Annotated in this window: 13 protein-coding genes; 6 read left to right on the forward strand and 7 right to left on the reverse strand. The window is 71.5% G+C overall.

The window, feature by feature from the left end; translation table 11 throughout:
* The first annotated feature begins 49 nt into the window (after positions 1–49).
* The 6 genes from AB0J55_RS31325 to AB0J55_RS31350 all read left to right on the forward strand — a co-directional run bounded on the left by AB0J55_RS31325 (position 50) and on the right by AB0J55_RS31350 (position 7,045).
* Positions 50–1,585, forward strand: coding sequence for an NAD(P)-binding domain-containing protein (locus AB0J55_RS31325; RefSeq protein WP_364256473.1), 1,536 nt, complete (start codon positions 50–52; stop codon positions 1,583–1,585).
* Complete coding sequence (locus AB0J55_RS31330) at positions 1,585–2,640, forward strand: alpha-hydroxy acid oxidase (RefSeq protein ID WP_364256476.1); 1,056 nt, start codon at positions 1,585–1,587, stop codon at positions 2,638–2,640. Before AB0J55_RS31325 ends, AB0J55_RS31330 begins: the two co-directional genes overlap by 1 nt.
* Positions 2,637–3,866, forward strand: a complete 1,230-nt coding sequence (locus AB0J55_RS31335) for a cytochrome P450 (protein ID WP_364256479.1) — start codon at positions 2,637–2,639, stop codon at positions 3,864–3,866. Before AB0J55_RS31330 ends, AB0J55_RS31335 begins: the two co-directional genes overlap by 4 nt.
* Complete coding sequence (locus AB0J55_RS31340; protein ID WP_364256482.1) at positions 3,863–5,143, forward strand: cation:proton antiporter; 1,281 nt, start codon at positions 3,863–3,865, stop codon at positions 5,141–5,143. Before AB0J55_RS31335 ends, AB0J55_RS31340 begins: the two co-directional genes overlap by 4 nt.
* Before the next feature lie 64 nt (positions 5,144–5,207).
* A complete protein-coding gene (locus AB0J55_RS31345) occupies positions 5,208–5,855 on the forward strand; it encodes a response regulator transcription factor (RefSeq protein WP_364257054.1) in 648 nt (215 codons plus the stop codon).
* The gene (locus AB0J55_RS31350; RefSeq protein ID WP_364256485.1) at positions 5,852–7,045 is read left to right on the forward strand and encodes a HAMP domain-containing sensor histidine kinase; all 1,194 of its coding nucleotides are present in this window, start codon (positions 5,852–5,854) and stop codon (positions 7,043–7,045) included. Before AB0J55_RS31345 ends, AB0J55_RS31350 begins: the two co-directional genes overlap by 4 nt.
* Before the next feature lie 122 nt (positions 7,046–7,167).
* On the opposite strand, the gene AB0J55_RS31355 is transcribed toward AB0J55_RS31350, so the two are convergent.
* From AB0J55_RS31355 to AB0J55_RS31385, 7 genes are all read right to left on the reverse strand, one after another.
* Positions 7,168–8,424 carry a hypothetical protein gene (locus AB0J55_RS31355; protein ID WP_364256488.1) on the reverse strand — a complete coding sequence of 419 codons (1,257 nt, stop codon included), beginning with the start codon at positions 8,422–8,424 and terminating at the stop codon, positions 7,168–7,170.
* Positions 8,425–8,480: 56 nt separating this feature from the next.
* Positions 8,481–9,770 carry a histidine--tRNA ligase gene (gene hisS, locus AB0J55_RS31360; protein WP_364256491.1) on the reverse strand — a complete coding sequence of 430 codons (1,290 nt, stop codon included), beginning with the start codon at positions 9,768–9,770 and terminating at the stop codon, positions 8,481–8,483.
* Between the two features lie 23 nt (positions 9,771–9,793).
* On the reverse strand, positions 9,794–10,183 hold the full coding sequence (locus AB0J55_RS31365) for a hypothetical protein (protein ID WP_364256494.1): 390 nt from the start codon (positions 10,181–10,183) through the stop codon (positions 9,794–9,796).
* An 85-nt stretch (positions 10,184–10,268) separates the two neighbouring features.
* Positions 10,269–11,435 carry an amidohydrolase family protein gene (locus AB0J55_RS31370; RefSeq protein ID WP_364256496.1) on the reverse strand — a complete coding sequence of 389 codons (1,167 nt, stop codon included), beginning with the start codon at positions 11,433–11,435 and terminating at the stop codon, positions 10,269–10,271.
* A 1-nt stretch (position 11,436) separates the two neighbouring features.
* Positions 11,437–12,561: an MAB_1171c family putative transporter gene (locus AB0J55_RS31375; protein WP_364256499.1), complete on the reverse strand. Its 1,125-nt coding sequence runs from the start codon at positions 12,559–12,561 to the stop codon at positions 11,437–11,439.
* On the reverse strand, positions 12,558–13,079 hold the full coding sequence (locus tag AB0J55_RS31380; RefSeq protein WP_364256502.1) for a hypothetical protein: 522 nt from the start codon (positions 13,077–13,079) through the stop codon (positions 12,558–12,560). Before AB0J55_RS31380 ends, AB0J55_RS31375 begins: the two co-directional genes overlap by 4 nt.
* Entirely contained in the window at positions 13,076–13,480 is a 405-nt protein-coding gene (locus AB0J55_RS31385) for an XRE family transcriptional regulator (protein ID WP_364256504.1), read from the reverse strand. The genes AB0J55_RS31380 and AB0J55_RS31385 overlap by 4 nt, the downstream gene beginning before the upstream one ends.
* Positions 13,481–13,763 lie beyond the last annotated feature (283 nt).

Raw genomic sequence — 13,763 nt, forward strand, 5'->3', positions numbered from 1 at the left:
CAGGCTCGGCGCCGATCATGCGGTCGGTACCGAGCCCCAGGAGGTCGTCGTGGCGGAGGAAGTGCTCGATTATCTGGTCGTCGGGGCCGGGCCCGCGGGGCTGCAGCTGGCGCAGCACCTCGGCCGGGCCGGCCACCGGTACCTCGTGCTGGAGGCCGGTTCCGCGCCCGGCCACTTCTTCGAGACCTTCCCGCGGCACCGGACCCTCATCTCCATCAACAAGAAGCACACCGGGTACAGCGACCCGGAGCTGCGGATGCGGATGGACTGGAACTCGATCCTCGCCGACGGCGACGACGATCCCGTCCTCTTCACCGACTACAGCGACAAACTCTTCCCCCGAGCCGAAAACCTCCTCCGCTACCTCGCCGACTACGCGGCGAAGTACCAGCTGAACATCCGTTACGACACCCGCGTGACGCGCATCCGGCGCGAGGGCGAAACTTTCGTGCTCACCGCGGGGGAAACCGAGTTCCGGGCGAACCGGCTGATCATGGCCACCGGCGTCACGAAGCCGTACCTCCCGCAGTTCCCCGGCGTCGAACTCATCGACCAGTACGTGGACGTCGACGTCGATCCGGCGAACTTCACCGATCAGCGCGTCCTCGTGCTGGGCAAGGGCAATTCCGCGTTCGAGACCGCGGACAACCTGATCGAGCGGGCGGCGGTCGTGCACGTCGGCGGCCCGCGGCCGGTGAAGCTGGCCTGGCGCACGCACTTCGTCGGCCACCTGCGCGCCTACAACGCGGGCATCCTCGACATGTACCAGCTCAAGCTGCAGCACGCGATCCTCGACGGCGAGGTGCGCGAAGTCCGCAAGGACGCCGACGGCTACCACGTCAAGTTCGCCTTCGCCCGCGCCGACGAGGTGATCAAGGAGATCCGCTACGACCGCGTGATCGGCTGCACCGGCTTCCGGTTCGACGCCTCCCTGTTCGACGAGGACTGCCGCCCGGAGCTCACCATCGACGACCGGTTCCCGGCGCAGACGCCGAGCTGGGAGTCGGTCAACGTGCCCGGCCTTTACTTCGCCGGCACGATCACGCAGGTCCGCGACTTCAAGAAGGCCACCAGCGCGTTCATCCACGGCTTCCGCTACGGCGCCCGCGCCCTGGCCAAGGTGCTGAACGAGCGTTACCACGACACCCCCTGGCCGCACACCGAACTGCCCGCCAAACCGGACGCGCTCACCGAAGCCGTGATCACCCGGATCAACCGGACTTCCGCGCTCTACCAGCAGTTCGGCTTCCTCGGCGACGTCGTGGTCGTGGACGGCGACACCGCCCGCTACCTCGAAGAGGTGCCCGTCGACCGGGTGCTGGAGGACCCGCCGGAGGACGCCTACGTCGTCACCCTCGACTACGGCCCCGACCACGACAAGGTCGACCCGTTCGACTTCGTCGCCCGCGCGGCCCAGGACAAGGCCAACGACCACGGCGAGGGCCATTACCTGCACCCGATCGTCCGGCACTACCGCCGCGGCGAGCTCGCCGCCACCCACCACGTCACCGAGAACCTCGAAAACGAGTGGGACCAGGAAGTCCACATCGGACCGCTGACCGCCTTCTTCACCCGGGAGCTCTGATGCGGACGATCGCGGAGTTCGAGGCCGCGGCCCGCGAGCGCCTCGATCCGGCCCACTACGACTACTTCGCGGGCGGCGCGCAGGACGAAATCACCCTGCGGGAGAACGAAACCGCGTACAAACGGCTGCGCCTGCTGCCCCGGGTGCTGCGCGGCAGCGACAAGCGCGATTTGAGCCTGACGCTGCTCGGGACGCCGTCGTCGATGCCGATCCTGGTTGCGCCCACGGCGTTCCACCGGCTCGCGCACCCCGACGGCGAGCTCGCCACCGCCCGGGCCGCGGCGCGGGCGGGCACGATCATGATCGTCAGCATGGCCGCCACCACGGCGATCGAGGACATCGCCGCGGCCGCCCCGGAGCTCAGCCTGTGGTTCCAGCTCTACCTGCAGCCGGACCTCGAGTTCACCGAGGCGATCGTCCGCCGGGCCGAAAACGCCGGGGTGCAGGCGTTCGTCGTCACCGTCGACTCGCCGGTGCTCGGCCGCCGCGAACGCGACGACCGCAACGCCTTCCACGACCTGCCGGCCGGGCTGGCCGTGGAGAATCTGCGCGACATCGGCGAGAACCGCAGCGGTGGCACGGCCAGCCATGTCCGTGACATCGTCATGTCGGCGCTGAACTGGGACCACATCGCCTGGCTCCGGAGCAAGACCAAGCTCCCGGTGCTGATCAAGGGCGTCCTCCACGCCGAAGACGCGCGGCTGGCCGTGCACCACGGCGTCGCCGGGATCGTGGTGTCCAACCACGGCGGCCGCCAGCTCGACACGGTGGCGGCCACCATCGACGTGCTGCCGGAGATCGCGGCGGCGGTCGGCGGGGCGGTCCCGGTGCTGCTGGACGGCGGGATCCGCCGCGGTACCGACGTCGTCAAGGCCCTCGCCCTCGGTGCGGACGCGGTCGGTGTCGGCCGCCCGGTGGTGTGGGGCCTGGCCGCGGGCGGCCGCGAAGGCGTCACGCAGGTCCTGGAGCTGCTGCGGGAGGACTTCGACCAGGCCCTCGCCCTCTGCGGCGGGCGGCACCCGGCCGACCTCACCCCGGATCAGGTCCGGCGATGATCGGCGAAGTGCTCGGCTGGCTGCCCGGCCGGGTCGTCGCGCTGCGGATGCGGATCTTCGCGCTGGTCAACGGCCAGGACGCGGTGACGATCCCCGGCCCGCAGGTCGGCGTCGCCGACTTCCGGCGCGTCTACGCCGACCCGGCGGCGAACGGCCGCAGCCGCGGCGCCGCGCTGTCGGACCTGTTCTGGTACTGGCTCTCGCCGGGGGCGCAGGTGCACCAGGAACACCTCGAAGCCGGGCCGCGCTACGACGAGGTCGCCAAGTGCACCCGGCACATCCTGATCCGGTCCAAAAAGGACTCCGAGGAGCTGACCCGGCGAGTGGCCGCGCACGTCCTCGACGGCGTCCGCCCCGGGCTCGTCCGGCTGCGCGACGAGATGATGCCGATCTGGGCCGAGCTGTACTACGAGCTGGTGTTCGACGAGCCGTGCCCGCCGGAGGCGCGAGAGCTCATCGTGGCGCACGCCGACGACGTCGTCTCGGCGCTGAAGTGCGTGCGGCCGCGGAACATGCGGCGCCGGGCGCGGCTGACGAAGTACCTGCAACGGCGCCTTGCCGACGTCCCGCACCCGCTCCCGGAGTCCCTGACCCCCGAGGAGCAGGCGTACTACCTGCAGGGGACGTTCTTCACCACCGCCGTCGTGCAGATGTCGGAGGCGATGGCGCACCTGCTGATGATCATCGCCCAGGACGAGGAGCTCCAGCAGCGGCTCGCCGGCCACCCCGAGGACATCGACCGCGTCATCGACGACGGGCTCCGCGCGTACCCGCTGTTCGGCATCGCGCACCGGATCACCACCGCCGACATCGAGCTGGCGGACCTGACCATCCCGGCCGGGACGGTGCTGTGCTTCAGCTACCCGGACTTCGCCGCCCAGGCCACGAAGGAGGAGTTCATCCCGTTCGGCGTCGCGCAGAACCGGGCCTGCCCGGCCCGCGGGCTCGCGCCGCCGACCATGCGGATCGTGGCGCAGGAGGTGCTGCGCCGCTTCGACCTCGCCTCGACGGCCGGGCACACGCGCTCGATCCCCAACCGCGGCCCGGCCCTGCTCACCCCCCGCGGCGCCCGTCCCCGGCGCGCGCCCCTGGTGTGGATGGCCGTCCGCGACCGCTGGGAAGACGTCTGGCGCAGCTTTGCCCAGCTCGTCTTCGGCACGTACATGGTGCTCGACGCCCGCAAGAAAGCCCTCTGCTCGACCTACTTCGCCGGAGGTAACCGATGAGCCCGTCCGAAGCGGCACCGGTCTTCTTCCTCGCCGTCGTGGCGATCCTCGTGGTGGTCCGGCTGGTCTGCCTGGCCGCGGTCAAGCTCGGCCAGCCACCGGTCGTCGGCGAGATGATCGCCGGCGTGCTGCTCGGCCCGTCGCTGTTCGGGCTGCTGCTGCCGGGCGTGCAGGCGGCGCTGTTCCCGGACGGCATCCGCTCGCTGCTCTACGTCGGCGGCCAGATCGGCCTGGTCATCTACATGTTCGGCGCCGGCTACGAGTTCAACCTGAGCAGCATCGGGAAGTCCCGGAAGTCCGTCGCCGCGATCTCCTCGGCCGGTACCCTCCTGCCGCTCCTGCTGGGGATCGCCGTCAGCGTCGTGGGCCTGAACTGGGTGGGCATCGGCAAGGACGGCGTTTCGCCGGTGACGTCGATGGCGTTCGTCGGCGTTGCCCTGGCGATCACGGCGTTCCCGATGCTGGCGCGGATCATCACCGAACGCGGGATCGCGTCGACGAAGTTCGGCTCGCTGGCCCTGGCCTGCGGCGCGCTCGACGACGTGCTGGCCTGGATCCTGCTGGCGGTCGTGCTGGGCATGCACGCCGGGTCGGCCGGGCCGGTCGCGCTCGCGCTGGGCGGCGGCGTCCTGTTCGCCGGGCTGGTGTTCATCGTCGGGCGGCGGCTGCTGGCGAAGGCGATGAGCAGCGAGCGCATCGGCCTCGACCAGCGTGTACTGATCACCGCGATGACGTTGTTCGCCGCGGCCTGGTTCACCGACACGATCGGGCTGTACGCGGTGTTCGGCGCGTTCTGCGTCGGGATCGCCTTCCCCCGCACCCCCGCGTCCGACGCGGTGCTCGCGAAGATCATGCCGATCGGGCGGATCGTGTTCCTGCCGCTGTTCTTCACCTACTCCGGTCTGAACACCCGGTTCGCGCTGCTCGCCGACCCGAAGCTGCTCGCGTTCGCGGTGCTGTGCGTGGTGGTCGCGATCGTCGGCAAGCTGGGGGCGTCCTGGGGCGCGGCGCGGCTGGCGGGGGAGCCGCCGGCCATCGCGGCGCGCGTCGGTGTGCTCGTCAACGCCCGGGGGCTGATGCAGCTGATCGCGCTGAACGTCGGGCTGGCCGCCGGGATCGTCTCGTCGGCGTTGTTCACGGTGCTGGTGCTCGTCGCGCTGGTCACGACGATCATGACCGCGCCCCTGCTGAGCTGGCTCGACCGCCGTGATGCCCGCAAGGGGAGCACCGAGGTACTCCTGACGGCCGAACCCGTCCCGCTCACCGGGAAAAGTTGATTCTTCAAATTCGGAAAATCACTGCCAGTATGGATCTGTGCGCGATGGGGTGGCGAAACCGCGGGTGCTCCTGGTCGAGGACGACCGCGAACTGGCGGGCATGCTGGCCGAGCTGCTCGCCGAAGAAGGCTACGAAACCGACGCGGCGCACGACGGCCAGCGCGGCCTGCACCTCGGGCTCACCGGGCACTACGACGTGATGGTCATCGACCGGCGCATCCCCGTGCTCGACGGGCTGGAGCTGCTCCGGCGGCTGCGGGCCCGGGCGGTGACCACGCGGGTGCTGGTGCTCTCGGCGCTGGGCGAGGTGGCCGACCGCGTCGCCGGGCTCGACGCCGGCGCCGACGACTACCTCGTCAAGCCGTTCGAGGCCGAGGAGCTGCTGGCCCGGCTGCGCGCGCTGGGCCGGCGTGACCTCGAAGGGGCCGAGTGCCTCCCGCTCGGCACGGCGGCGCTCGACCTGCGGCGGCACGAGGTCGTGCTGCCGCGCGGCGAGCGCATCACGCTGTCCGGGCGGGAGTTCGAGCTGCTGCGGACGCTGGCGCAACGGCCCAAGGCGATCCACCCCCGGGCGGCGCTGCGCACCCGGGTGTTCGCCGACTCGACCGGGGAGTCCATTGTGGACACCTACGTGTACTACCTGCGGCGCAAGCTCGGCCGCGACGTCGTCCGGACCGTGCACGGCCTCGGGTACCAGATCGGCGCGGTATGAGCCCCGACCCCGAGGAGCGGGCCCTGCGGCGGGCGCGGTGGGCGATCACCGCGCAGATCGCCGTCGTGGTGTCGCTGCTGGTGGCGGTCGCGGGCGCGATCGCGTACGGGATGCTGCTGACCGGGCAGCACGCCGACGCCGACCGGACGCTCGCCAGGACGATCCAGCTCGGCCCGGGCACGACCCCGCCCGGCTGCGTCTGGCTGTTCACGCCGACGGCGCACGCGCCTTCGGGACCGCCGCCGGCGGGGATGCCGCTGCCCGAGCTGAACGCGCTGGTGCCCGCGCCCGGCGACGTCCACACCGAACGGCGGTCGATCGGCTGGATGACCTACACGATCCGGGTGGAGAACCACGGCGGCGTGGTCTCGCAGGCGTTGTTCGAGGAGCGCTACCAGATCCAGGACCGCGCGTCGCTGCTGGTCGGGCTCGGGGTCGCCGAGGTGCTGGCGCTGCTGGCGGCCCTGGTGAGCGGGCGGGTGCTGGCCCGCCGGGCGATCCGGCCCCTGGAAGACGCGCTGCGGCGGCAGCGGACGTTCGTCGCGGACGCGTCCCACGAACTGCGCGCCCCGCTGACCCGGCTGCACACCCGCGCGCAGCTGCTGGCCCGGCGGGCGTCGGGCCGCGACGCGGCCGACCTCGACCAGCTGGTGCGCGGCACGCGCGAACTCGGCGAAGTCGTCGAGGACCTGCTGTTGTCGGCGCAGGCGTGCGGCGAACGGCCATCGCTGGAACCGGTGGAGCTGGGGGTGCTCGCGGAGGAGGCGGTCGCGGCGGAGGCGGTGCGCGCGGGGGAGGGCCGGGTCCGGCTGGCGGTGACGCGCGAGCGGCGGCCGTACCTCGTCCAGGGCGTGCCGACGGCGTTGCGGCGCGTGCTGTCGGCGTTGCTGGACAACGCGCTCGGCCACACCCCGCCGGGCGGCTCGATCGAAGTCTGGCTCGGCGTCCCCGACGAGCGGCACGTGGAGTTGCGCGTCCGCGACACGGGAGTCGGCTTCCCCCAGGCCGACGCGGACCGCATCTTCGAGCGGTTCGCCCGCGGCTCCGACGGCGACGGCCGCCGCTTCGGCCTCGGCCTCGCCCTGGTCCGCGAGGTCGTGACGGGCCACGGCGGCACGATCGCCGCGGCGGCCCGCCCCGGAACAGGAGCAACATTCACCCTCCGCCTCCTCCGCGCCGACCCCACGTGACCCAAGAGCCGACACGCGTGATCGGAGAGTCGACACGCGTGATCGGAGGGTCGACACGTGTGATCGGAGGGTCGACACGGCAGTTTCGTCGTGTCGACCCTTCAATCACGTGTGTCGACTGCTCAATCACGCGAGTTGACCCTTCCCGCACGCCGGTTCGGCAGGGCGAAGCGGAGCTGGCGGGCTGTTTCGGGCGGGAGGCGGTCCAGGTGGGCCTCGATTTCCGCCGCCAGGGTGGGGGACGGGGTGGTGTAGGTCGCGGCCGTGTGCTGGAGCCAGGTGTGGATGTCGCTGTGGGCCGCGGGGGCGAGGTCCGGGTCGCGAAGGAGGGTGAGGTTCGTGTGGAGGCGGTGCCAGGGGTCGTGGTCGCGGAGGAGGGCTGCGGCCGCGCGGCGTGTGTGGGGCGGGTGGGCCGGGGACAGGAGGGGGCGGAGCGTGGCCGGGGCGGCGGACCGGCCGCGGAGGAACGCCACCACCTCGCGGGTCACCGCGGGCGACGGGTCCGTCAGCAGGGGCTGAACCGCCGCCGACTCCGGGGCGATCCGGCGCAGGCCGCGGACCGCCGCCCGGCGGATGCGGGGACGTTCGTCGGCGAGGTGACGTTCCAAGAGCGGGGCGTCGGCGGCCGTGCCGGTTTCGCCGAGCCCGGCGAGCGCGCCGAACGAGACCGGCAGCGTGCGGTAGTGCGCCGCCGGGTCCGGGACGAGCACCTGCGCCATCGCGCGCACCGCCGACGACCGGTCCGCCAAGTGGGCCACGGCGACGTCGGGGCCGAGCAGCGTCAACGCCCGCATCCGCACCTTCGGCGCCCCGGCCGCCAGGAGCTCCTCGACGCACTCGCCGCGGTCGAGCAGCGCGTCGCCGCAGATCATGCGCACCACGAAGTCGGGGTGCGTGGAAGCGATCTTCAGCAGCCGCTCGCGGGACAGCAGCCCGAGCGCCTCCCGGTGGGCCCAGCGACGGGTCTCCCGGTCGTCCAGGGCCAGGGCATCGTCGAGCACGCTCGGCAATGCGTCGCGCAGCAGCGTGGTCATCCAGTCGTCGAGCAGGCGCCGCCGCAGGATGCCGATCAACGGCAGCATCGCCCGGACCGTGGTTGCGTCCAGATTGGACAGCACGGCCGACCGGGCGCGTTCCCGGACCGGCCGGACCCAGTCGACGCACCGGATCAGCAGCAGCGGCAACGCTTCGGGATCGGTGCTGACCGCGAGCCGCTCGACGGCCGCCTCGCGCAGGTACCCGTCACCGTCGCACGCGGCTTCGGCCAGCTCTTCGCGCGAAGGCCGGCGGCTCAGCCGTCGCCCACGGCGGTACCCCGACTCCCGCCGCACGGCGAGGTCGTACTCGACCCACTGCCGCACGTCTTCGAACTCGATCATCGGCCTCCCCTTCCGGCGCCCAGGATGCCCGGCCGCCGGAAGGGAGTCGAACCGGTTTACGCCAGCAGCGCCTGCACTGCCGCGGGCGCGTCGGCGACCGCGACCGGGCTCTGTTCCCGCGTCGCCAGGCTGCGGACCGTCACGTTGCCCGCCGCCCAGTCCTCCTGGCCGACGATCACCACCGCGGCCGCGCCCGCCTTGTCCGCGCGGGTCAGTTCCTTGCCCAGCTTGCGGTGCTCGATCGGCGTCGACGTCCGCAGCCCCGCGGCGCGCAGGGACGCCGCCACCGAGCGAGCCGCGTCGAAGAGGTCCTCGGTCACCGGGATCACCATCACGTCGACCTCGTTGCGCGGGGCCGGGGTCAGGCCGTGCGTGTCGAGGAAGTCGATCAGCGTCACGTCGCCCATGCCGAACCCGATGCCCGGGATCTGCTGCGGCGTGAACATCGACGCCAGGTCGGCGTAGCGGCCGCCGCCGAACAGGGCGCGGCGGTTCTCCGGGGAGGTGTCGAAGACCTCGAACACGGTCGACGTGTAGTACGCCAGCCCGCGCACGATCATCGGCTCGTACTTCACCAGCGAGCCCGCGCTGCTGTTCAGGACGTGGACCAGGTTCGACCGCTCCCGCACGTCGGCCGGCAGCTCGTCGAGCAGCGCCTCGCCCGCGCCGAGCGTCTCCGCGAGCTTCTCGAACTGCTTGTCGGAAAGCCCGATCTCGGCCGCGCTCTCGGCCAGCTTCTCGCGCGGGTACTTCTCCCAGCGGTCGACCAGCGCGAACACCTGGCTCAGGTGGTCCTGCGACACCCCGGCGACGTCGGTGAGCGCCGACGTCAGCAGGTTCCGGTCGTTGACGCGCAGCACGAACATGTCCGGCGTCGCGCCCAGCGCGGCCATCAGGTCGTGCACCAGCTCGAAGATCTCGATCTCGCAGTTGGCGCTGTCCGAGCCGAAGATGTCCGCGTTGATCTGCCAGTGCTCGCGGACGCGGCCGCGCTGCGGCGCCTCGTACCGGTGGCAGTTCGGGTGGCTGTACCAGCGGACCGGGAACGACAGCGACTTCGCGCTCCCGGCGATCATCCGCGCCACCGACGGCGTCATCTCCGGCCGCAGCGCCAGCCGCCGCCCGCCTTTGTCGGTGAGCGTGTACAGCTGCTTGTCCGCGATCTCCTGACCGGACTTCCGCTCGTAGATCTCGGCCGACTCGAGGATCGGCCCGTCGTAGCGGAGGAAGCCGCGGCGTTCGAGGACGTCGTAGAGATGACCGAACACCTGGGTACGCACGGACATTTCGGCGGGCAGGAAGTCCCGGGTCCCCTTGTAGGGCGCGGTCGGCAGGTATTCAGGCACGTCACCAGCTTAACGACCACCACTCAGGCGAAAGCGACCCCGTACGCGGTGAGCAGCACGGCCGCGGCCAGCAGCAACGCGCCGACGGACGTCACGCGCCCGCCGAGCCTGCCCCGGTCCGGCAGCAGGTGGAGGAAGAATCCACCCGATTGGGCAAGGATTCCGAACAGCAGCAGGAAGCACGTGATCCACAACGTCGTGTCCGACAACGTCGAGCGGCTGAGGATCTGCAGTGCGACCAGGGCGAGCACCAGCAGGACGCCGGCGTGGGCGTGGCCGGCGCGGAACATCGCGCGCTGGTGCTCGGTGAGCTTGCGGTCGCGCAGGACACCCATCAGCGCGTAGCCGCCGTACATCACGGTCGGCAGCGAGACCAGGGCGATCACCGTGAACAGCTGGGTGGGTCCGTGCATCGGGGACTCCTTCGAGAGCGGGTGGCGTAACAGTAACACTGTTTTAAAACGCTGTCACCAAAGCGGGCATTCCCCGATCGGGGACCTAGGCGGGACGGCCCTGGGCGAGTACCAGCAGGGGGTTGCGCAGCGCGGCCAGAGACGCGAGGGGGTCGCCTTCGACGACCAGGACGTCCGCCGCGAGCCCGGCTTCGAGCCGCCCGGTGACGGCACCCAGCCCGAGCCCGGCCGCGCTGTCCTCGGTCGCGATCTCCAGGATCCGGCGCCGCGGGAAGCCGAGCCATTCGTACAGCTCCAGCGCGCCCACGGGGTCGTCGAACACCGAACCGGGCAGGCCCGCGTCGGTCCCGGACAGCAGCCGGACGCCGTGCTCCTCCAGCCACGGAAGCCGCCCGTACATCGCCTGGGCGACGTCGTCGCCGAGCTTCTCGACGATCACCCGCCAGTTGCGGCTGCTCGTCGAGCACGCCGAAATCCCGTCGGCCGCCATCCGCTTGGCCACGTGCTCCCGGCGGTCGAACGACTTCGGTCCGGTCAGGAAGCTGCAGTGCTCGACCGTCGACACCCCGGCGTCGACCGCGGCTTCGATCGCGTCGGCGCCGTGCGCGTGCGCGGCGACCGGCAGCCCGTGCGACGCCGCGTGCGCAACGATCAGCGACAGCTGCCGGGTGTCGAACTGCGACTCCCACATGTCGGCGCCGCCCTCGGTGATCTGGCCGCCGCTGGCCATCACCTTGATCACGTCGGCGCCCGCGGCCGCGTTCGCGTCGATCAGGGCGCGGATTTCGCCGTCCGAAGCCGTTTCACCGCCGAAAAAGTGGCAATGCCCGCCCGGCAAGGTGATCGGCGGCCCGGACACGAGCAGCCGCGGTGCCGCGGAACCTTCGAACGAACGCCGGACGGCCGCGCCGAGGTGCCCGCGGTCGCCGAGGTCCCGGACGGTCGTGACGCCGCTGCGCAGCATGGCCGTGAGCCGCGCGCGGGCGCCGTCCAGCAGGTCTTCGCTTTCGGTGAAGTGGGCCAGCATCTCGCGCGAAGCGTCGAACGCCAGGTGCACGTGGACGTTGCACAGGCCGGCCAGCGCGGTCCCGGTGGGGAAGTCGTGCCGGGTCGCGTCCGGCGCGGCCTGCGCGACGACGTCCGCGCGCGGGCCGGCCGCGACGATCACGCCGTCGCGCACCAGCACGGCACCGTCCTCGACGGGGATCGAAGGCCGGGGCAGCACCCGGCCGGCGGTGATCAAGGTGTCCACGTCACGTCCCGTGTTCCATCGCGGCCGACAGCGCGAGCAGCGGCCGGACGTCGGATTCGAGGTCGTCCGCCCCGGCGGGGAGGACCTGTTTCGCGCGGCCGTCGCTGGCCTCGCCCGCCGCGTGCCGCGCGAGCGCCGCCTTCAACGCGGCCGCCGCGGCCGCGGGATCGGTGGCGACGACCTCGCCGAAGTCCGCGTCCAGGTACGGCGACAGCTGCACCAGCCCGTCCCGGATCTCGATCACCCGGCGGTAGTGCCCGCGGTGGACGCCGCGCGGGGACAGCCGGTCGCCGCGCCGCGGCGGCGTCCGCAGCACGATGCTGGGGAACGCCCGGACCAGGACCGTCCACAAGGGAGCGAGCGCCCGGTGTTCCCGCCGGTGCTGGCGGCGGCGCCGCAACGCCGAAACCCGCGCCCGCAGCCCGGGGTAGGTGACGCCGGCGAGGAACAGCATCCCGCCGACGATGACGAACGGCACCCCCAGCAGCAGCAGGATCTTGACGACCGGCCCGAACGCCCACGCGACCACGATGTACAGCGCGCGGAAGATGCTGCCGGCGGCCGCGCTGGCCATGCCGATCGCGCTCAGCCGCAGCCCGATCCGCAGATTCCGGTCGGCAACCCGCTGATACCGCACGATCCAGGCCGTGCAGGCGATGAGACCGTAGATCAGGTAGAGCCCGGCGCCGAGGTAGAACACCGCGACCCCGCTGTCGTGGATCGTCGACGGCCCCAGCGGCAGGCCGCGCAGCTCCGGCGGGGTCACGCTCATCGTGACGATCATCAGCGCGATCGCCGCGGCCAGCGGCACCAGCTCCAGGGTCACCCGGCGGATGCGCCGCGGGCCCAGCGCCGAGCCGAGGAAGAAGATCAGCAGCGCGCAGATGCCGCACGCCAGCAGGGCGTTGTTCGCCACCCGTGCCGCACCGCGGCCGAGCAGCGCGTCCACCTCGTCGGAGATCACGGTCTGCTGCAGCAGGAACGCCGCCGCGAAGCCGGCCACGCACGCGGTGACGGCCCAGTTCGGCACGGTCGGTGCGCGCGTCACCTGGTAGATCCGCCACGCCAAAGCAGCGGCGAACAGCACCAGTGCAACAAGGTTCACAGGGCTGAAAAGTGTGCTCACAACCACCCTTGGTGATCGCCGAGCGCCCCCTGGATCCGGCGGAGATCCCGGTCCGCAGCGCGCCGCGGGATCGTGTAGTTCAGGACCGACGCCCACTCGAGGATGATGGTCGCGACGGTCTCGGCTTCCCACTCGTGCGCGTCATCGTAGGACGAACGGCGCAGGGCGCGGTGTACGGCATCCGGGTCAAGATCCGTCGCCGGCCCGCGCAGGAAGTCCGCCGGCTCGGCGTCGCCGTGCGGGTGGTGGTCGGCCAGCATGTGGCCGAGCTCGTGCAGGATGATGTGGTCCTGGTGCGGTTTCGTCGTTTCGGCCTGGTAGAAGATGTAGTCCGCGGACGTCGTCGCGATCCAGCAGCCGAACGGGCCGGGCACCTCCAGCGGGTACGCCAGCAGCCGGATCGGCTTCCCGCGCCGCTCGCCGAGCCGCGCGCACAGCACCTCGACGTCCAGTGGCGGCCCGATGTCGAGGTCCTTGAGCAGTTTCCGGCAGCGGCGGCGCAGCTCGCGCTCCTTCATCGCGCCGGTTCTTCCGGGTTCCGGCCTTCGCGCTCGGCCCGCTCGTAGCGTTCGACGAGCTCCAGCAGGTCCATCACCTGCCGCCGGCCCTGCGGGGACAGTTCCTGCGCCCGCATCGCCATCAGCTGGGCCTCGCCCGCGGGAACCGCGGCCGCCTCTTCGTCGAAGAAGTACGTCACCGGCACGCCGAACAGCTTCGCCAGCGCTTCGACGTAGTGGATCTTCGGGTTGACCCGCTTGCCCGTGGCGAGCTGCTGCAGGTACGCGGGCGACATCGCCGGGCCGCCCGCGCGCTCGACGGCGGCGGAGATCTCCCGGTAGCTGTGCGGCGCACGGCCGTCCACGCGGGCGGCCTCGATCAGGGCGCTCAGGCGCTCCGCGAAGGTGCGTTCCCGTGCCATCTCCACCCCCTGGGAATTCAGCCGCGAAAATTCTAACCGCAAACCACTGTACGCACTTGTTGACAGCCATCGTATGCAGTGGTTTACAGTTGGCTCGCCTCTCGCCTTGCGGGTCCGTGCCCTGGGGGTGCACGGAACGGTCAAGGCGAGAGGTCGTCGCGCCTTCGACTCGTCATGATCGGCCGTCTGTAGTACGCTTTGGGGGCCAAGGTTGATCGCCCTCGTGCGAACCCTTGGCCACGGCCTGTCGCCGGAGGTCGACCCCCAGGGCTTCCGGTGACAG

This window comes from Amycolatopsis sp. NPDC049688, assembly GCF_040674975.1.
Lineage (GTDB): Bacteria > Actinomycetota > Actinomycetes > Mycobacteriales > Pseudonocardiaceae > Amycolatopsis.

What these genes read in the sequence shown, in the direction of transcription:
- AB0J55_RS31365 (WP_364256494.1), bottom strand. Translation starts at nt 10,183, where the DNA reads ATGCACGGACCCACCCAGCTGTTCACGGTGATCGCCCTGGTCTCGCTG.
- AB0J55_RS31350 (WP_364256485.1), top strand. Translation starts at nt 5,852, where the DNA reads ATGAGCCCCGACCCCGAGGAGCGGGCCCTGCGGCGGGCGCGGTGGGCG.
- AB0J55_RS31385 (WP_364256504.1), bottom strand. Translation starts at nt 13,480, where the DNA reads ATGGCACGGGAACGCACCTTCGCGGAGCGCCTGAGCGCCCTGATCGAG.
- AB0J55_RS31340 (WP_364256482.1), top strand. Translation starts at nt 3,863, where the DNA reads ATGAGCCCGTCCGAAGCGGCACCGGTCTTCTTCCTCGCCGTCGTGGCG.
- AB0J55_RS31355 (WP_364256488.1), bottom strand. Translation starts at nt 8,424, where the DNA reads ATGATCGAGTTCGAAGACGTGCGGCAGTGGGTCGAGTACGACCTCGCC.
- AB0J55_RS31330 (WP_364256476.1), top strand. Translation starts at nt 1,585, where the DNA reads ATGCGGACGATCGCGGAGTTCGAGGCCGCGGCCCGCGAGCGCCTCGAT.
- AB0J55_RS31335 (WP_364256479.1), top strand. Translation starts at nt 2,637, where the DNA reads ATGATCGGCGAAGTGCTCGGCTGGCTGCCCGGCCGGGTCGTCGCGCTG.
- AB0J55_RS31380 (WP_364256502.1), bottom strand. Translation starts at nt 13,079, where the DNA reads ATGAAGGAGCGCGAGCTGCGCCGCCGCTGCCGGAAACTGCTCAAGGAC.